This window comes from Metabacillus sp. 84 (assembly GCF_050107715.1).
In the GTDB taxonomy this organism is placed as follows: domain Bacteria; phylum Bacillota; class Bacilli; order Bacillales; family Bacillaceae; genus Metabacillus_B.
In genome coordinates, this window is the sequence record NZ_JBNILN010000005.1 from 246755 (window position 1) to 264261 (window position 17507).

Here is a 17507-nt window from a genome sequence, read left to right on the forward strand (position 1 = left end):
CCCTCCTAAGGTCTTTTTATAGAAATATGGGTTTGGTTGGCGATTGTTTCGTTAAAGAATGGACTGTTTTTATTTAACAAATTATTTTTATGCCAATTTCCTTGACTATCCATAAACCATTTACCTCTTTGAACTCTCATAGTCCATCCCATATTTGCATTTGAACCAATTGGAGCAGACAAATCTTCACTGTGCATTCTGACCCTCCATGTTGCTCCATCATTCCATTTGTATTCAACACCTTCTTTAATATTATCAGTTGGTGTTAAATTTCTTTTCGTAGCGTTAGAAGGGATATTGGATATTATATCATCAGCTGCAGAGATACCTGTACCTTTACCCCTACCCTCAACCTTCTTCGTCTCCTTATTCAAGACACCCCACAAGTCATCTCCTTTTCGAACCAGCTTAGAGCCGCCTTTGATAAGGAAGCCTCCGAATAAGCCGAGGGCGCCGACTCCCCTGGTGATGCTGTCTACTTCTTTTTGCGTGATGGGGTTGAAGCCGGTGGCTGCTTCGACGCCTCCTTTTATGTTGGAGCTTACGGGGAGGAGGTCCGCAGCTTCTGAGGCGATTTCCCGTTTTTGTTCGATGTTTTCGATTTTTTCTCCGGTGAGCATGTGGCGCCCTGTCATGAGTTCAGATGTTACTTTATACGCCGAAATTCCCGGGAGGAAGTTTAAGATGACGGAACCTTCCTCAACTTTTTTATTGAATTCCTTTACGCTTTTTTTCTTCACGACCCATTTCTTACCAGACCAATCTTTTAAGGGTGAACTGGGTAAAACCTTTGGGATTTTTTCAGCGAGCTGGACCTGCAGCTTCCCCTTATCATCTGTATACTCCCGGACAATCTGGCCGTTGTTATAGACGTAATAGGTGCCGTGAAGCTTAGGGTCCGCACTTTCAATCTGCTTGGTTTTGGCCACCCGGTGTCCCATCGGGTTCACCAGCTCCCCGTCCTCCACATGCACATGGTTTCTTTTCCATTCGATGATCGCCTGCGGGTTCTTTTCAATCGATTGGGGGATGGCGCCAGGGTTTTCGCTGAAAAGGCCGGAGGCATCCTGATCGGTTCCGAGCATGGACTCCCGGGCGATGAAGATGTTTTGATGGCCGCTATCCAGCTTTTCCACATAGCTTTTCAGATGCTTTTCTACGTCCATTTTAGCATTTTCAATGGCGCCGTTGCTGACATAAGCGGAAGCGCCTTCAAGAATGCGTTTGGCTTCTTCTCCGTACCCTTTGGCCGTGCCGAGTTTCTGAGCCATGTTCAGCAGGTCATCTGCGTTGATCAGGATCTCCGTCATACCTGACTGTACTCTTGAAGCAGCCGGCTGATTTCCCTGTCGATTTCATCCACGGTCTCTTTGCCTGCCTGGTCCATATTCGTCTCCAGCTGCTTAAGCTCGGCGGCCACTTCTTTATAGGCTTCTGCAGCCTTGCCTTTCCAATCGGATGCATACTGGTCATTGACATAATGAAGACCTTTCTTTGCTTTTTCGAGCTCATCCAGCCCTTCCTCAACATCCGCTCTGTAGTCCCTTAAAGATTCAATCCGCCTGCGGATCTCTTCCCGTTCAGCCCGCCGCGCCTCCATTTCCAGTATATCCGGCAAAACGTTTCACTCCTTTAAAATCAGGCGTGTCCTCTGTCTGCGGGGAATCTAACGGTGTGAAGAATGAGAAACAAAACGCCATAATCGGTCAAACTACTTCTTTGTTCCACAAATAAACGAAAGTTAAACAGTTTTTACCAAAAATGTGATTTAACGCAAACAAGCAGTCCGAATGTTACCGGACTGCTTTTCATCTATGACTTATTTGAGCATCCCTTAATTTATCCTATTGGTTAAATTATGCCCACGTTCGGTCTTTACCTGAGAAAACAAAAACCATTTAATAAACCAGCACAGAACAGCATCATGACAAGAATGGCTTCCAATGCCCTTCTGAGATAACTTCTGGCACGCCGCCAATCACCTTTATGGCGGTCTCATCATCAATCGCATAAGCCGGCCCCTCTATCCCGGCTGCCCATTTCTCAGCAGCAGCCATCGTGTTGTGCGGGAGCATCTCGTGATCCAGGTGGGGGAAGATGGCAAAATCGACGAGATGGAGTGTTTTATCACTACCGTTTGGGGGAGTCCAGCCGACGAAGAAGTCTCCGATATGAGGTGCCATTACCATGCTTCCGGCGCTCATTCCCACATAGACTGAACGCAGTGAGGGCAAGAGGTCTGCCAGTCCGGACTGCCGCATCCAGTAACTCAGGTAGAGGGCGTCGCCTCCACTCACGAGCAGGACGTCTGTCTCCCTGACGAGCGGCATCCACCGTTCTTCGTCAATGCTTGGGAGCGCTGTGAGCTCTAGTATGCCGACGGATTTCCAGCCCAGGTTGACCATAGGATTCTCTTCTTTTCCGGTGATGAACTTCCAGGCTTGGACGCCAGGGCCAACCCAGGGGTGTCCATACATTCCAGTGGGGATACACAGAGCACTGCAGTCGGCGATTGGCTTGTCCAGCATGTCTTCCAGTGCGGCATGGATGCTTTTGTTTTTGACACCGCCAGATGTAAGCAGAAGTTTCATACTATAACTCCTTCCTGTTTCAATATTCTGGTTTAGCTATTCTGCATGATCCCCTTTTATCCTTCTGCTTCCATACAATGCCTATAAAAAAAGCGGCACACCGGTCATTCGTTACCGGTGTGCCGCCAAAAATCAAGCGTCTGTTTCCTCTTTCAAAACAATCTTCGCAACCGCTTCACAATGCATCGTCTGCGGGAACATATCGACCGGCTGGACTTCAACCGTCTCATAGCCTCCCTGTTCGAGCACCTGCAGGTCTCTCGCAAGTGTTCCTGGATTGCAGCTTACGTAGACCACCCGCTTTGGCTTCATATCCAGAATGGTTTTCAGCAGGGCTTCGTCGCAGCCTTTACGCGGTGGATCCACAACAATGGTGTCTGCTTTAATGCCCTGCTTGTACCAGTTAGGGATGACCACTTCGGCTTCGCCGACACCAAATTCTGCGTTGCTCAGTCCGTTCAGTTCCGCGTTGCGTTTGGCGTCTTCGATGGCTTCGGGGACGATTTCGACGCCGTATACCTTTTTCGCTTTCTGGGCGAGGAACAAAGAGATCGTTCCGATGCCGCAGTAGGCGTCGATGACGGTTTCTTCGCCTGTAAGCTCAGCGTATTCCAGTGCTTTGTCGTAAAGCACCTTCGTTTGCTCCGGGTTGACCTGGTAGAACGACCTTGCAGAGATGGCGAAGCGGATGTCACCGATGCTGTCGTAAATGTATTCTTCGCCCCAGAGGACGTTTGTTTCATCGCCGAAAATGACGTTCGTGCGCTTGCTGTTGATGTTTTGGACGATCGATTTCACCTGTCCGAACCGGCTCGTGATTTCTTCGGTGATTTCGTTTTTATGCGGGAAGTCGTTTGTTTTTGTCACAAAGACGACCATCATTTCCCCGCTCACCTGGCCGTAGCGGACCATGATGTGGCGGAGCCAGCCTTTGTGGGTTTCTTCCCTATAAGCCCGGATGCCGCGGCGGCTGCAGATTTCTTTGACTGCCTGGACGACATCATCGTTTTCCGCCTGCTGGATGAGGCATTTCTGCATGTCGATGATTTCATGGGAACGCTGCTGGTAGAAGCCGGCAACGAGCCCGCCTTCCCGCTCGCCGACCGGAACCTGGGCTTTGTTGCGGTAGTTCCACGGATCATTCATGCCGAGTGTTGGATGGACCGTTACCCGGTCAAGATCCAGCTTGCCGATCCGGCTGAGTACGTTTTCGACCTGCTTGCGCTTGAAGTCGAGCTGGCCTTTATAGCTCAGATGCTGCAGCTGGCAGCCGCCGCACTCCTTGTAGATCGGGCACGGAGCCTCGACCCGTTCCGGGCTCTCCTCCGTCAATTCCATCAAACGTCCGAAGGCAAAGCCTTTTTTCACCTTAATGATTTTGATTTTGGCGCGCTCTCCAGGGAGAACGTTCTGCACAAATATAGGAAACCCCTGAACCTTCGCCACTCCGGCTCCTTCGTGGGTCAGATCTTCAAAGGTCACATCGTAAAATTCATTCTTCTGTACGGGTACTTCTGTTTTAGGCATTATTCTCGTCCTTTTCAAAGTATGCTTTCTCCATTTTATCATATTCAGAAGGGAAACATCAGCGTAATGCAGCATCGCCAGTTCTGCTGCCGAAGCACAGCATAGCCGAGCCGTTATGAGACACCCGTCACCATAATATGGATGACCGGTTAAATGAGGTTTTGCATCTTACTCTTAATAAACGCCTTACGGTATGTGCATTATGCACTCTGCTTTGGAGGTCGAGGCATGCACGCCATTCCAATCAACTTAATCGAAATGCCTTACCTGCAGGCGGTCTCTAGATAAATGCATAGGCAGGTTCATTCAAATTTTTTAGCATGTTACCGAATTGAAACTCTGCTGTAATATGAGGTTTGGTATAATATACCTAACCAGTAGCAGAGGAGTGGGTTCAGTGATTAGTATTGAGGCATTGGGTGCAGACAGTCTGACAGAGGGAGATCAGTTTATTCATTACCTGAACAGCGACACGCGGTTCGTGTTTACATACAATGGAAAATCGGTCCAGTTTTTAACCGAGGTTTCGAAAAACATTCTATATGATGTAGCAATGAAGCTGATCCGCAAATTTGAGTCATTTGAGGTAACGCCATTTGGGGTGGAGTCTGACCATTCCGTCGTCTTCCGCTTCAGTGAGGATCGGGCACGGGTAGACATTAAAAAGATGCCCTCCGCCTCTCTTGCGACCATCGAAGAAACATCCTTCCCCGCAGATGTATTCCTGGTAGAGTTCGCAAAAGCATACGAGCATTTTCTTTCTCCTCTTAACAAAGCAGAAAAAGAAGATGAGGAAACACCGAGGGACCTTGTACAGATGAGAGAGATTCTGGAGTTATTGAAGGAGCAGTGAGTGGCCGTTTTAGAATCCCAGAATAATATCGGCATTGTAACCAGATAATCGTATTTCACTAATTTTTAAGCTTAACCAGATCCTGCTCTGAATCGGAATTAGCAATGTATCCGTCTGGTATTCTCAGATAGATGATTGCGGGTTCCCTCGTAAATCCATGCAGACCAGCTTACCATTCATTTTTAAGGTCAGCTGGTGATTCTTCAGCTTTTAATTTGCCGGATTAAAGAGGGTGAAAGGGTCGCTGTTGGCAGTTTGGAAATAAAGAAGCCTGTCACTGCCCTGAATATCACCTGCTGTTCCGCTAAGGCGCTGTTTCGACAATGGATCCTTGTCTGGAAAATAACATGGAATGCAGCTTTCCTTTCGAACTAGAAGTCAAGAATGCGTTCGCCCTGGAGGCCCGTTTAGACCTCATTCACCAAGCCGGAGCTCTTATAAGGCTGTTTTTGATGTTTTTAAAGCTGTTTTGAGGGCCGATGGGCAGGATATTGTCCATACTTTTGTTTTATTGTCCTAGCCTCTCAACTTATTGTCCGTACTTTTATTTTATTGTCCTATCTCCTCATTTTATTGTCCGTACTTTTAATATATTTACTTTTCGACAAAATTCGCTAAACCCTATTTTAATTAAGCATTCAATAAAAAGCGTGTGCCTCAGCACACGCTTAAATTCTCTATTGGTCCTCTTCCTGCATCTCCCGCTTGTCGAGCGGTCCTTCGTTCACGTTCTCTTCCTCTTCTTTCGCGTCCTCCTGCGACATTTCGTCTGCTTTTTCCTTCGACATGACGATGTCGAGATGGCGGTACAGGTTTTCAAACTCAGCCGGCAGGAGACCGCCGTACTCTCCATCAAGGTTCAGCTGCATTTTATCCTTTGTTGTTACTTTCACACGGCTCGCTTTTGTATAAATGACGTGCTCATCGTTCATATGCTCTCCCCGCAGTGCAAGGGAGGCCACCCGTACAAATTCAGCCAGGTTGGCTTTTTTCAGGATGAGGAGATCAAAAAGACCGTCATTCAGCTTGGAGTCCGGTGCGAGCTTTTCGAATCCGCCTACAGAATTAGTGAGGGAGCAGAGGAACAGCATTACTTCCCCCTGGAATAATTTTCCGTCATACTCAATCTCCACTTCGGTTGGCCGGATGGATGGCAGCATTTCCATGCCCTTAAGGTAATAAGCAAGCTGTCCAAGCATTGTCTTCAGCTTGCTCGGCACCTCATACGTGAGCTCAGTCAGCTTGCCGCCGCCGGCGATATTAATAAAAAACCCATCGTTTACCCGGCCGATATCAATTGGAACTGCAACCCCGCTCACAAGCATATCTGCAGCTGCAAGCACATCATTCAGCGGGAGAGCAATGGCCCGTGCGAAGTCGTTTGTTGTGCCAACCGGGATAATGCCGAGCTGTGGACGTTTATCAAAACGGGCTATTCCGTTCACAACCTCGTTCACCGTTCCGTCGCCGCCCGCTGCGACAATCAGGTCAAAACCGCGTTCCGCTGCAAGCTTTGCAGCATCCGTCGCATCCCCTTCGCACGTCGTGGCATGGCAGGAAGTCTCATAGCCTGCATTTTCAAACTTCGCCAGAACCTCCGGCAGATGCCGTTTAAACGCTTCCCTTCCTGAGGTCGGATTGTAAATAATTCTCGCTCTCTTCATTCTCCATCATCCTATGCTTGTATTCTAATTTCCGTTAAATTCGCTTTATTCAGTCTACCACTTTTGATGCAGACGTTCAATTAGCCCGTCCCTATAAAATCCCCCAAAAACTGGTTTTCGAAACCAATTAGGGAAAAGAAAGACAGCAGGCCGGGTTGGGCTGCTGTCCTGGTTTTGAGGAGTAGGGTGAATGGGCGACCTTCGCAGAAATGACTGTCTCTAAGGGGCCGGTTTTCTTTTTAGCCTTTTCACTTGTTTTATCGGCACGGGTCAAAAGATGTTAACTTTTTTCTTAGAGTTTTTGAAAGTCGATGACACGCTTCATTTCTTCGATTTTCCCCATATGCAGGGCTTCATGAGTCAGCACAAAGGCGGCTAGTTCTCCCGCTGTTTCCATTTCAAAGAATGGTTTTTCCATTTTCTCCATGAGCTCCTCATCGGGAATAGTAAGAATCCGCGGAAGCTGTTCGCTGAGCCTGCTGATTAGTGCATCAGAGGATGGCACATCCTGAGGCCAGTTTTCCGGACTTGTTCCCCCGCCAAACCAGTCCTTGTACTCTGAAGGGATGGCCGGAGGATGGAACAAAAGAAGCTCAGCTGTTGTCAGTGTATGGCCGATGTGCCACCGAATCGTATTTCTGAATCCTTTCGGCTGAACATCCGCAGTGTCCTTCGTCTCGCTGGCAATTTTGAGAAACCAGCCTCTCGTCATGGTAAACTGTTTCGCCATCAGCTCATTCATTTTGATCTCCCCTTTCGTTGCCTTAAGGGTATCACAATATGCATCAGGAATAAGGTCTTTATTTCATTTCGGCCGGTTCCTGCCGTGCGCTTTCCTTTTTCACCAATCCTTTTGCTGTGGAAACCGCCATGACCGCAAAGGAACCGAGACCAATCATACCGAGGATCCAGCGCTGCTCTTCAAAGCCATTGCCTTCGAAGAAAAACAGGGTTTTGAACCCTTCCACACTATGTGTAAACGGAATCCAGGACAGGAGCCACGTCCGCGTTGCCTCCGGAAGAAATTCCGGCGGCATATTCAAAACCGGACTCGAAAAGAAGAACAGCAGAATTAAAACCGGCATCGCCCCAAAGCCAATCCAGTTGAGCAGAGCGCCCTGCATCAGGAAAAACATGAAGGCGGTGAAAATCATGAATCCGTATGTTTCTCCGAAATCCGGAACCTCCAATCCAAGCATACCTGTGGCAATCCATAGGATGATCAGGGAGTTCAAGCTTACAAAAATGAATCCTGCAGCAAGCTGGACTGCCAGGGAAGATGGCGTGACCCGGCCGCCCAAAGCCTTTTTCAGGCCAAGATAAATAACAATCGAGCTGATAATCGTTGTGAGCCAAAGGATTTGCGTCATCATACCCGGTGAATTTCCGCCGGCATTATTGTCACCTACCGGATTCACGTTCTCTGTATTCAAAGAAATCCGTTCAGCCGCCTGCGGAACTTGATCAGGGGTAAGCATCACCTTCTGAGCCTTCATCTGAGCAAGCATCTGCCCGCTTATTTCTTTGTTCACTCCTGTGAATACTTTATCCATGATCGCCGCCACACTGTTTGCAGCATTCAGATTCTTTCCCTGATTAACGAGCAGTTTTGCTTCTGCCTGGACGGGTTCCGGCGACTGAAGAGAAGCTGCATGTTCAGAGAATTCTGCCGGAATGATCAACGCTGCATAGTACGCCCGGTCATCGAGTTTCTCTTTTGCTTCTCTTTCGCTGTCCAATACAGTCCATTTAATCGGGAGATCTTTGTTTCCCGTTACTTTTTCCTGCATGAGCTTTCCGATCTCAAGTTTCTGGCCATTTGGGAGCTGTACACCCTGGTCCTTCATCACGAGCGCAACAGGGAGATCCTTCGGGGCCGGATTAACATTCGATCCCATTAAAGCAAAAGTAAAAATAAGTGCTGCTGCTGCAAGTCCGGCAAGCCCACCCCAGAACATTTTCTGAGTAAAATACGTTTTGACAGTCTTCATTGCTGAACCTCCAATCTAATAGACAAGCTGTTGTTTATTTAACAACCTGTGCAACAACTATGGTATTCTAGAAAAAAGGTTCATACAATGCGCAATACAGGATGCAATGACCTATAAACAACATTTCATCTGCAATTGTTGATTTATTTTGGGAGGGATATGATGGAATTTAAAACTGATCTGCGCATTATCCGGACGAGAAGGTCTATCCGGGATGCGTTCATCCAGCTTGTAAGAGAGAAAGGCTTTGAAGCTATGACCATTCATGACATCACTGCCAAAGCGATGATCAACCGCGGCACGTTTTACCTGCATTATCAGGACAAATATGACCTGCTCGAACGGCTGACGGATGAAGTGTTTCAGGATGTGATCGGCAACATTAACCCGTCCACCCATCTCGTAGGCGGAAAAATGCATCCCAAAAATGTAGAAACCTCCATTCAATCTGTCTTTGAAGCGATCTCTGCCCATGCAGATTTTTTCCAGGCCATGCTCGGCAGCAACGGGAGTCTGGAATTTTCCCGGAACATGCTCTCCATGATCCGGACAAAATTTGACTCGGAATTTACGAAAGCCGGCCTGCCGGAGGAACAGATGCATCTCCCGAAGGACCTTGTCATCACCTTCATTTCCTCCGCCTGCCACGGCATGATGACGTGGTGGCTCCAGAACGGAATGATCCATTCCCCTGCCTACATGGCTCAGAGCATTGTTAAAATTATGATGAATGGACCGGCGCGGAGCTTTGGGGTTGAAGTGATGGAGGAGTAAAAGCATCAGCTGGCGGCTGATGCTTTTTTACGGACATGCTTGCGGTTGACGGGGGCGATAAAAAGTTGGTTCCGTTTACATCGCGGGTCTGGCCCCGCTTTCACTGCCGTACTAAAGCTCCGGCACCACATCCTGTAACCCTTCCAGCACTAGAGACCACAGCTGTAAGCCTTTGACCCCGCATGCGTTAAAGCACTGCGGGACTGGCACCCTGAACCTGCACACAAAAAAACGGGCCAAAGCCCGCTTTTTACGATTGAACCGCTTCTTCTTCTGTACATTCTTCCACAAAAACATCAAAGAGCCGCTGCATATTTTCATATTTAACAGCCATTTCTTCCGGATGCCACTGAACCGCAAGAACAGACCAGTCAGCCTCGGTGCCTTCAACTGCTTCAATCACCCCGTCCGGTGCACGGGCGACCACCTTCAGATTGTCAGCGACATGCGCAATTGCCTGGTGGTGCATGCTGTTGATGCTGACTCTCGTATCGCCAAGAATGCGGTGAAGCCTGCTTCCTTCTTCGACCTCGCAGTCATGGGAGGCATTGATTCTTGAGCCGTCCTGATGGTGCTTAATTCCATCATCAAGCTGGCTGTGAATATCCTGGGTAAGGGTCCCTCCAAGAGCTGTATTCAAAGAGGCAATACCACGGCAGATTGCAAAAATCGGAAGCCTTTCTTTTTCAGCTGCCTTTACAAGGGCAATCTCTGTTTCATCCCGTTCGAGAATTGTTTTGCCGAGTTCCGGATGAGGATTGGCCCCGTATGACTGAGGATCCACGTCTTCTCCCCCGCTTAACAGCAGGCCATCAATCATGTTCACCCATGCTTCGGCTGCTTCGTCCGTTCCAATAGGCAGAATAATGGGGATCCCGCCTGCTCTCAGGACTGCTTCCGGATACTTGGAGTGAACAAACGAATGATCAATGCCGTTTACATCTTTCTGTGAACCGGTAATGCCTATAATTGGTTTTCGCGCCATAATTACTGTCTCCTTTTTGGTCTGTTATCTATCAGTACCCTAATAGGCTTATGCCAACACTTCCGATTTACAAACCAGATCAGGTTGTCATCATTTGCCCGCCGTTCACATGCATGGCTTCACCCGTCACATACCTTGAGTCGTCACTTGCGAGGTAGACATAGGCACCAGCCAGCTCAAACGGCTGGGCTGCCCGTTTGGAAGCAGTCTGCAATCCGAAACGGCTTACCTTTTCCGCACCGTAGCTTGAAACGATGAGCGGGGTCCAGACTGGGCCTGGAGAGATGCTGTTGACCCGGATGCCTTTAGGAATCAGATTAAGGGCGAGGGATCGGGTGAAGGAGACGATGGCCCCTTTTGCTGCCGAATAGTCAATCAGCTCTTTGTTCCCTTCATAAGCAGTTACCGAGGCGGTGTTGATGATGGAGGCACCCGGCTTAAGGTGGGGGACAGCCGCTTTTGTCATATAAAAATAGGAGTAGATATTCGTTTTGAACGTGCGGTCAAATTGCTTGGCTGTTATAGCTGAAAAGTCTTCCTGAAGGTATTGGACAGCCAGATTATTAACGACGATGTCAATTTTCCCAAATGTTTTGAGTGCCTGGGCTGCCACTTTTTCATTTGTGTTTTCTTCGGAGAGGTCTCCCGGAATTAGCAGGCATTTTCCGCCGATTTCTTCAATCCGCTCCTTTGTCTCCTCTGCGTCCCGATGTTCGTTTAAATAAGGGATGACAAGGCTTGCCCCTTCCTTTGCAAAGGCATAGGCCGCCGCTCTCCCAATTCCGCTGTCTCCTCCGCTGATAATGGCGATTTTATCCTTCAGCTTCCCGCTTCCCTTATCTTCCGGGTTTTCAGAGATCGGCCTCGGGTTCATGGCATATTCAAACCCTGGCTGCTGAGCCTGGGCCTGAGGCGGAAACGTAAGCGGTTTTACTTCACATTCCAGCTTGCTGCTGTAGTAGGGATAATAAGGATACATGCCCATTCCCCTTTCGCTTAAGTCAGATGACGCCAACGACAGTTTATTCAGCTGAAGCCCGCTTCATACCGTTAAAGCTTCTTACGGATGTGGTCACTGATCAAACGATTTCTCCATTTATGGGGGAGAAGCTGATTAATGCCATGGCGAGGCTACGACCAGTTCCTTTACCTGTTTCCATTCGTGACGTTAGCAGGAATAGATTCCGGAATAGGCAGCCATGCTTCAGGTAAAAGCTAAGGCTATGGTACAGAAGGAGGAATGGCAGTGTTTGAAGACACGATGCATGCATTAAGGCATGCCGAAGAGGCTGTACTGGAGGCGCAGGGCCATCCGGGATCGGCCGAGTTCCAGCAGGCCGTCCAGCGCCTGCACATTGCAAAGGACCACATCGCCTATACGAAGACGCTTGAACTGAACGATGAACAGCAACACCGCCTAAGCCTTGCTTCCGAGCGGCTTGTCCATCTTCAGCAAACAATGGAATCGCTTGAGGATTAACGCTTGCCATAACCGACCCGGGTTATGGCCTTTCTTTTTCAGGGATATTTGGACAGCCTTTGAATACATATAGAGAAAACACAGAAGGAGAGGAAGCATGAATACGTTCATCAGCCATATCCTGCTCGGCATTTCTCTCGCAGCGCCAATCGGGCCGATCAATGCCGCTCAGATTGAGAGAGGCTTCAATAAAGGGTTCTGGCATTCCTGGCTGATCGGGCTCGGATCCATTACCGCGGATGTGCTTTATATGCTGGCTGTTTTTATGGGGCTCGTGCAGTTTATCGAAATCCCGGTCGTCAAAGCCTTCCTATGGCTGTTCGGTTTTTTTATTCTCGTCTACACCGGCATAGAAAGTCTCCTTCAGGCAAGGAAAAGCATGGAGCTGCGGAAGGCAAAGCCATGCTCTTTAAAAAAGTCCTATTTGACCGGTTTTTTCATGGCGCTGACCAATCCTCTAACGATCATGTTCTGGATTGGCATATATGGATCCGTTCTGGCAAAAACCGCTTCGGCCTATGAGAGTACAGAACTGCTCATATACAGTGGTTCCATTCTGCTGGGTTTGCTGTTATGGGACATTTCCATGGCTTTTTTTTCGAGCTTTGCACGTGGATTTTTGAATGACCGCACGCTACAGGCTATCACCTGCCTGTCCGGCTTATCTCTGATCGGATTCGGCCTTTATTTTGGCTATGAGGCCTTTATTCTTTTCACATAATATCGCCTCCCCCTGTCAAAAATACGAATAGACTGGGGGAATGAATATGACAGAACAAAAGAAAGAAGAACAGCTGAAGTGGTGGCAGCTCTCCCTCATTGGGATCGGCTGCACAATCGGGACCGGATATTTTCTCGGCTCCGCCATCGGCATAAAAGCAACTGGTGCTTCAATTATCTTTTCGTTTCTTCTTGCGGCGCTCGGCACCTATATCGTTTATCATCTGCTTGCACAAATGACCGCACAGGATCCGCAAAAGGGATCGTTTTGCTATTACGCCGGGAAAGCGTTCGGCCGCTGGGCAGGCTTCAGCTGCGGCTGGAATTACTGGACGTCAAATATATTAATCATGGGCAGCCAGCTCACTGCCCTGTCCATCCTCTCCCGCTTCTGGTTCCCGAATGTCCCGATCTGGCTGTTTGCTTCCGGATATGCCATTCTCTCCATTCTTGTTGTGCTCGGAGGAACAAAGGGCTTTGACCGGGTGGAAAACATCATGGCCATTGCAAAAGTGGCAGCCATTATCATGTTCATCATTCTGGCGGCCGCCGCCATCGCCGGCTGGATTCCTGGCAATGCTCCTAATCCGTCGCTGCCGCTTTCGCAGGACCGGCTTTTTCCTGAGGGGTGGCAAGGCTTTGGATCGTCTCTCATCTATGCATTCTACGCTTTTGGAGGCATTGAAGTAATCGGGCTGATGGCTATGCAATTGAAGAAAAAAGAAGATGCCCCGAAAGCAGGCTCCGTGATGCTGATTTTGCTGACCGCTATTTATATAGCCTCTTTAGCACTCGCCGTCAGCATGGCATCTATAGGTGCTTTTAACGAAAAAGAGAGCCCGTTTGTGACGGCTCTCAGCGGCTACGATCTTTCCTTTTTCCCGCACGTCTTCAATGCAGCCATCATTATTGCGGGCTTTTCTACACTTACAGCCGCCCTGTTCGGCGTTACCACTCTGCTTGTAACGCTCGGAGAGGACGGGGATGCACCGAAGTTTTTTTCAAAAACAACGAAAGGCAAACGGAAATTGCCTGTCCCGTCTCTCGGGCTTGCCGTTGCCGGGATGCTTGCTTCCATCATTGCCTCCCTCCTCCTTCCGGGAAAAATTTATGAGTACATTACAACAGCGGCCGGGATTATGCTCCTTTACAACTGGTCATTCATTATCCTGTCGTCCTTAAAAATATTGAAGCTTTCCTTATGGGAAAAGCTGATCGCTGCAGCAGGCATCGTTTTGATAGCTGCCGCCGTCGCCGGAACCCTGCTTGAAAAAATCGGCCGCTCCGGATTTTTCATCAGTCTGCTTTTTGCCGTCATTATCGGTCTCATGTGTCTGGTGATGAGAAAGCATTGGAAAAAAGACCCCGCCTCCGGGTAAAAATTATTCGGCAGCTAATTATAAGTGCCTTTCACCCTCTGCCCTGTCCTTTATAATGGAAAAAGGAGGGGGTTTTTTTGCATCCAATGGAGGTTCACAATCAACAATCAAAAACACAGCTGAACGCTACCGGACTCAGCTGTATGATTTTACAGGAGAATAAAGTCGTTTATGAATCTTACAGCGGCATTCATGATTACGGACATCATTCCAGACCGGTGCAGCCGGATTCCCGGTTCAATATCGCCTCTATCCGAAAAGCTTATATAGGCTTTGCGCTCGCCTGGGCGTTATCGAAAGGGAAAATAAAACACATAGATCAGGAACTTGGCGGGTTTTTCCCTGATCTCCAAGCGGTGAAAGGCACCTCCATCCGGAACTTGGTTACCCATACCCACGGTCTCGCTGAAAAGGACAGCCGCATCGTTCGCACGTTTCTTCCCGGAGAAAGCTGGTCTTATAATAATACGGGAGTGGATTTATTAGTTAAGCTGATCCGTCTGACAACGGGGAAAACCATCGCCCAGATCCTTCATGATGAAGTGTTTTCGGTAACGGGGACCAAGGAAAGCGGATGGATAGCTGAAGAAGGGGACCGGGACGTATCCAACCCCATGAAAAATACGCAGCACAGCGTGACCGACGGCAGCCAAAGCAACCTGTATTGCAGTACACGGAACCTGGCCTGGTGGGGAAATCTGTTTTTAAACGAGGGAAATGCTCAAGGGAAGCAAATCCTGACCCCTGCTCTTTTTAAGCAGATGACAGCTGTCCAAAGTCCGGAAATACTTCCTGCAGGATTTGCGAGGCAAGGGTTTTTCTGGTGGGTGAAGGAGAAGGATTTCCCGGACCATGAACTTGGTTCCAATACTCCCGCCGGGTCCTATCAGCTGCTCGGCATCAGCGGCTGTATTTGTCTTGTCATGCCCAAATACAATGCGGTCGCGGTGCGGATGCTGAATCAGTCAGGGCAAAGCCCGGAGTTTGATTACCTCGCGGATGTAAGGGTATTTGGGGATTTGGCGGCTGGGATGGTTGAATGATTGGAAACAAAGAGGGAAGCACCATCTGGAAACCGGTATACTGAAGAAAATGATCTCTATGCGTAGAGGGGAGTTTATCGTATGTACGAACTTAAAACGAAAGAAACCAATAATAGCGTAATCGAGTTTATCGAAAATGTAGACAGTCCTAAAAAGCGTGAGGACGCCTTCAAATTACTGGACATCTTCACCGAAACGACCGGGTATGAAGGCAAGATGTGGGGCCCAAGCATCATCGGCTTCGGAGCCTATCATTACAAATATGCATCCGGGCATGAAGGCGATGCTCCCCTAGTCGGTTTCTCACCGAGAAAGGCAAAAATCAGCCTTTACTTTGCTACCGGGGATCCGAAAAGAGAAGAGCTGCTGAAAAGCTTTGGAAAGCATACATCTGGCAAAGCATGCGTCTACATCAACAAAATCGATGATATCCAAGTAGAGGTTTTAAAAAAGCTTATCTCTCAATCGGTTGATTTTTTAAAACAAACCTATCCCAATCCATAGAAAGGATTGGATGTCCTTGATTATGAAAAAAAAGAAAGCAAAATACGTGCGGTTGTCAGGAGGAGATTCGTCTCCTCTTTTTTTATGGCTAAATTAACTGAAAATACTGTATGCTAATTTTAACAAAATCTGGAGGAGGAAACAGGATGAGAAAAGCAGTGACTGGAATGACCCAAGCACACAAGGGGGCCGGAATGCACTGACTCCCTTGCCTGTGCAGCCAGTGAAAATCTGCACACAAAAGGGGTAAAACCAATTGAATAACCGATTGAAGAAGTTTCTTTCTTATTACAAGCCTTATTGGCGTCTATTTACCACGGTAATGGTCTGTTCCGTTCTTGGATCCGCGATCTCCCTGGCCTATCCGCTTCTCACCCGATACATCACAAAGGATGTACTGGAAGGCATTGACGAAAATGCACTTCAGAACATCTGGCTTACAGGAGCAGTAATGCTTGTGCTGGCCGTCTTGCAAGCAGGCTTCAACTTTGTGATGGATTATCACGGGCACCGGATGGGAGCATTGATGGAGAGTGATTTGCGCTCTGAGCTGTTCAGTCATTATCAAAGCCTGTCCTTCCGGTTTTATGACCGGCAGAAAACCGGACAGCTGATGTCGAGTATAACGAACGACCTCTTCTGGTTATCGGAATACTACCATCACGGACCGGAGGATATTCTGAAATACTCGGTAAAATTCATCGGATCCTTCGTCATTTTGCTGACAATCAACGCTTCATTGACGTTGGCTATTTTCGCCTTTTTGCCATTCATGGCTGTTTATGCGCTCTATTTTAACAAAAAAGTGAATCGGGCCTTAAAGCGGAACAAGCTCCGAATCAGTGACATAAACGCACAAGTCGAGGATAACCTTGCAGGAATCCGTGTCGTCCAATCGTACACTAATGAGAAACTTGAGCAGGAAAAATTCGAGTATGAGAATCTGCGCTTTCTGGAAAGCCGGAAAACCGGATACAGGTATGAAGCCTATTTCTTTAACGGTTTTGAACTGTTTATCCAGCTGATCAGCATCACAGTCATTGTGGCGGGAGGAACCGCTATTTTTCACTCCTCATTGGATCTCGCTGATTTAATCACGTTCCTGCTGTATGTCGGATTTCTGATTGAGCCGATTCAGAGGGTGACCCATGTGGCGGTTCTCTACCAGGAGGGCATGACAGGGTTTGAACGGTTTATGGAGATGATGGATAACAAGCCGGAGATTGAAGATTCCCCAGGGGCCGTTAAGCTTGAGCATGTAAGGGGAAGCATTGAATTCCGGAATGTCAGCTTCCGTTATGATAAAAACCAGCCAAACGTTATTGATGGACTTACGCTGCAAATTGCTGCGGGAGAATACACAGCACTCGTCGGCCCATCAGGGGCAGGCAAAACAACAATTTGTGCTCTCCTTCCCCGCTTTTATGACATTCAGTCAGGGTTAATTACAATTGACGGAATCAGCATTCAAGACATCACCCTTTCCTCTCTGCGCAAAAACATCGGCGTTGTCCAGCAGGATGTCTATCTTTTTGCCGGAACCGTGCTCGAAAACATTCGCTACGGGAACCGTGATGCGACAGATAAAGAAATTATCGAAGCCGCCAAAAACGCACATGCCCATGACTTCATCATGAAGCTGCAGAACGGATATGACACCGACATCGGCCAGCGCGGCGTAAGGCTTTCCGGCGGCCAGAAGCAACGGCTCAGCATCGCCCGCGTCTTCCTGAAAAACCCGCCAATCGTCATCTTCGACGAAGCGACAAGCGCCCTGGACAACGAAAGCGAAAAAGTAGTCAAAGACTCACTCGAACGGCTCGCTAAAAACCGCACTACCCTCGTCATCGCCCATAGGCTGTCGACCATCCGGAACGCAGAACGGATCATCGTGCTCAAGGAAAACGGAATCGCCGAACAAGGCACGCATGAGGAACTGCTGAAGCGGAATGGGGATTATGCGCGGCTGCAGGGAGTGCAGTAAAAAGGAGAAGAA

At 48.5% G+C, this 17507-nt stretch carries 17 protein-coding genes; 8 read left to right on the forward strand and 9 right to left on the reverse strand.

Going from position 1 to position 17507, the window contains the following annotated elements; genetic code table 11:
* Positions 1–5: 5 nt before the first annotated feature.
* From ACQCV8_RS11875 to rlmD, 4 genes are all read right to left on the reverse strand, one after another.
* Entirely contained in the window at positions 6–1310 is a 1305-nt protein-coding gene (locus tag ACQCV8_RS11875) for a polymorphic toxin type 30 domain-containing protein (protein ID WP_426844844.1), read from the reverse strand.
* Positions 1307–1618, reverse strand: coding sequence for a WXG100 family type VII secretion target (locus tag ACQCV8_RS11880; protein ID WP_426844845.1), 312 nt, complete (start codon positions 1616–1618; stop codon positions 1307–1309). Before ACQCV8_RS11880 ends, ACQCV8_RS11875 begins: the two co-directional genes overlap by 4 nt.
* Before the next feature lie 304 nt (positions 1619–1922).
* Complete coding sequence (locus ACQCV8_RS11885) at positions 1923–2591, reverse strand: Type 1 glutamine amidotransferase-like domain-containing protein (protein WP_426844846.1); 669 nt, start codon at positions 2589–2591, stop codon at positions 1923–1925.
* Between the two features lie 132 nt (positions 2592–2723).
* Complete coding sequence (gene rlmD / locus ACQCV8_RS11890; protein ID WP_426844847.1) at positions 2724–4118, reverse strand: 23S rRNA (uracil(1939)-C(5))-methyltransferase RlmD; 1395 nt, start codon at positions 4116–4118, stop codon at positions 2724–2726.
* Positions 4119–4515: 397 nt separating this feature from the next.
* On the opposite strand from rlmD, the gene ACQCV8_RS11895 reads away from it, so the two are divergent.
* A complete protein-coding gene (locus tag ACQCV8_RS11895; protein ID WP_426844848.1) occupies positions 4516–4971 on the forward strand; it encodes a hypothetical protein in 456 nt (151 codons plus the stop codon).
* A 677-nt stretch (positions 4972–5648) separates the two neighbouring features.
* Here ACQCV8_RS11895 and ACQCV8_RS11900 read toward each other — a convergent pair.
* The 3 genes from ACQCV8_RS11900 to ACQCV8_RS11910 form a co-directional block, all read right to left on the reverse strand.
* The gene (locus ACQCV8_RS11900; protein WP_426844849.1) at positions 5649–6635 is read right to left on the reverse strand and encodes a diacylglycerol kinase; all 987 of its coding nucleotides are present in this window, start codon (positions 6633–6635) and stop codon (positions 5649–5651) included.
* Positions 6636–6927: 292 nt separating this feature from the next.
* Positions 6928–7377 carry a DinB family protein gene (locus ACQCV8_RS11905; protein WP_426844850.1) on the reverse strand — a complete coding sequence of 150 codons (450 nt, stop codon included), beginning with the start codon at positions 7375–7377 and terminating at the stop codon, positions 6928–6930.
* Positions 7378–7435: 58 nt separating this feature from the next.
* Complete coding sequence (locus ACQCV8_RS11910; RefSeq protein WP_426844851.1) at positions 7436–8626, reverse strand: YhgE/Pip domain-containing protein; 1191 nt, start codon at positions 8624–8626, stop codon at positions 7436–7438.
* A 159-nt stretch (positions 8627–8785) separates the two neighbouring features.
* Here ACQCV8_RS11910 and ACQCV8_RS11915 point away from each other — a divergent pair, with 159 nt between their 5' ends.
* Positions 8786–9400 carry a TetR/AcrR family transcriptional regulator gene (locus ACQCV8_RS11915; RefSeq protein WP_426844852.1) on the forward strand — a complete coding sequence of 205 codons (615 nt, stop codon included), beginning with the start codon at positions 8786–8788 and terminating at the stop codon, positions 9398–9400.
* 250 nt (positions 9401–9650) lie between these two features.
* Here ACQCV8_RS11915 and ACQCV8_RS11920 read toward each other — a convergent pair whose 3' ends face one another.
* Positions 9651–10385 carry a gamma-glutamyl-gamma-aminobutyrate hydrolase family protein gene (locus ACQCV8_RS11920; protein ID WP_426844853.1) on the reverse strand — a complete coding sequence of 245 codons (735 nt, stop codon included), beginning with the start codon at positions 10383–10385 and terminating at the stop codon, positions 9651–9653.
* Positions 10386–10464: 79 nt separating this feature from the next.
* The gene (locus ACQCV8_RS11925) at positions 10465–11364 is read right to left on the reverse strand and encodes an SDR family oxidoreductase (RefSeq protein WP_426844854.1); all 900 of its coding nucleotides are present in this window, start codon (positions 11362–11364) and stop codon (positions 10465–10467) included.
* 267 nt (positions 11365–11631) lie between these two features.
* On the opposite strand from ACQCV8_RS11925, the gene ACQCV8_RS11930 reads away from it, so the two are divergent.
* The 6 genes from ACQCV8_RS11930 to ACQCV8_RS11955 all read left to right on the forward strand — a co-directional run bounded on the left by ACQCV8_RS11930 (position 11632) and on the right by ACQCV8_RS11955 (position 17495).
* Positions 11632–11865 (forward strand): hypothetical protein, encoded by a 234-nt coding sequence (locus ACQCV8_RS11930; RefSeq protein ID WP_426844855.1) that lies wholly within the window; start codon positions 11632–11634, stop codon positions 11863–11865.
* Positions 11866–11962: 97 nt separating this feature from the next.
* Positions 11963–12586, forward strand: a complete 624-nt coding sequence (locus ACQCV8_RS11935; RefSeq protein WP_426844856.1) for a LysE family transporter — start codon at positions 11963–11965, stop codon at positions 12584–12586.
* A gap of 40 nt (positions 12587–12626) precedes the next feature.
* On the forward strand, positions 12627–13964 hold the full coding sequence (locus ACQCV8_RS11940; protein WP_426844857.1) for an amino acid permease: 1338 nt from the start codon (positions 12627–12629) through the stop codon (positions 13962–13964).
* Between the two features lie 86 nt (positions 13965–14050).
* The gene (locus tag ACQCV8_RS11945; RefSeq protein WP_426844909.1) at positions 14051–15007 is read left to right on the forward strand and encodes a serine hydrolase domain-containing protein; all 957 of its coding nucleotides are present in this window, start codon (positions 14051–14053) and stop codon (positions 15005–15007) included.
* Positions 15008–15088: 81 nt separating this feature from the next.
* A complete protein-coding gene (locus tag ACQCV8_RS11950; protein WP_426844858.1) occupies positions 15089–15511 on the forward strand; it encodes a DUF1801 domain-containing protein in 423 nt (140 codons plus the stop codon).
* A 256-nt stretch (positions 15512–15767) separates the two neighbouring features.
* Positions 15768–17495 carry an ABC transporter ATP-binding protein gene (locus tag ACQCV8_RS11955; protein ID WP_426844859.1) on the forward strand — a complete coding sequence of 576 codons (1728 nt, stop codon included), beginning with the start codon at positions 15768–15770 and terminating at the stop codon, positions 17493–17495.
* Positions 17496–17507 lie beyond the last annotated feature (12 nt).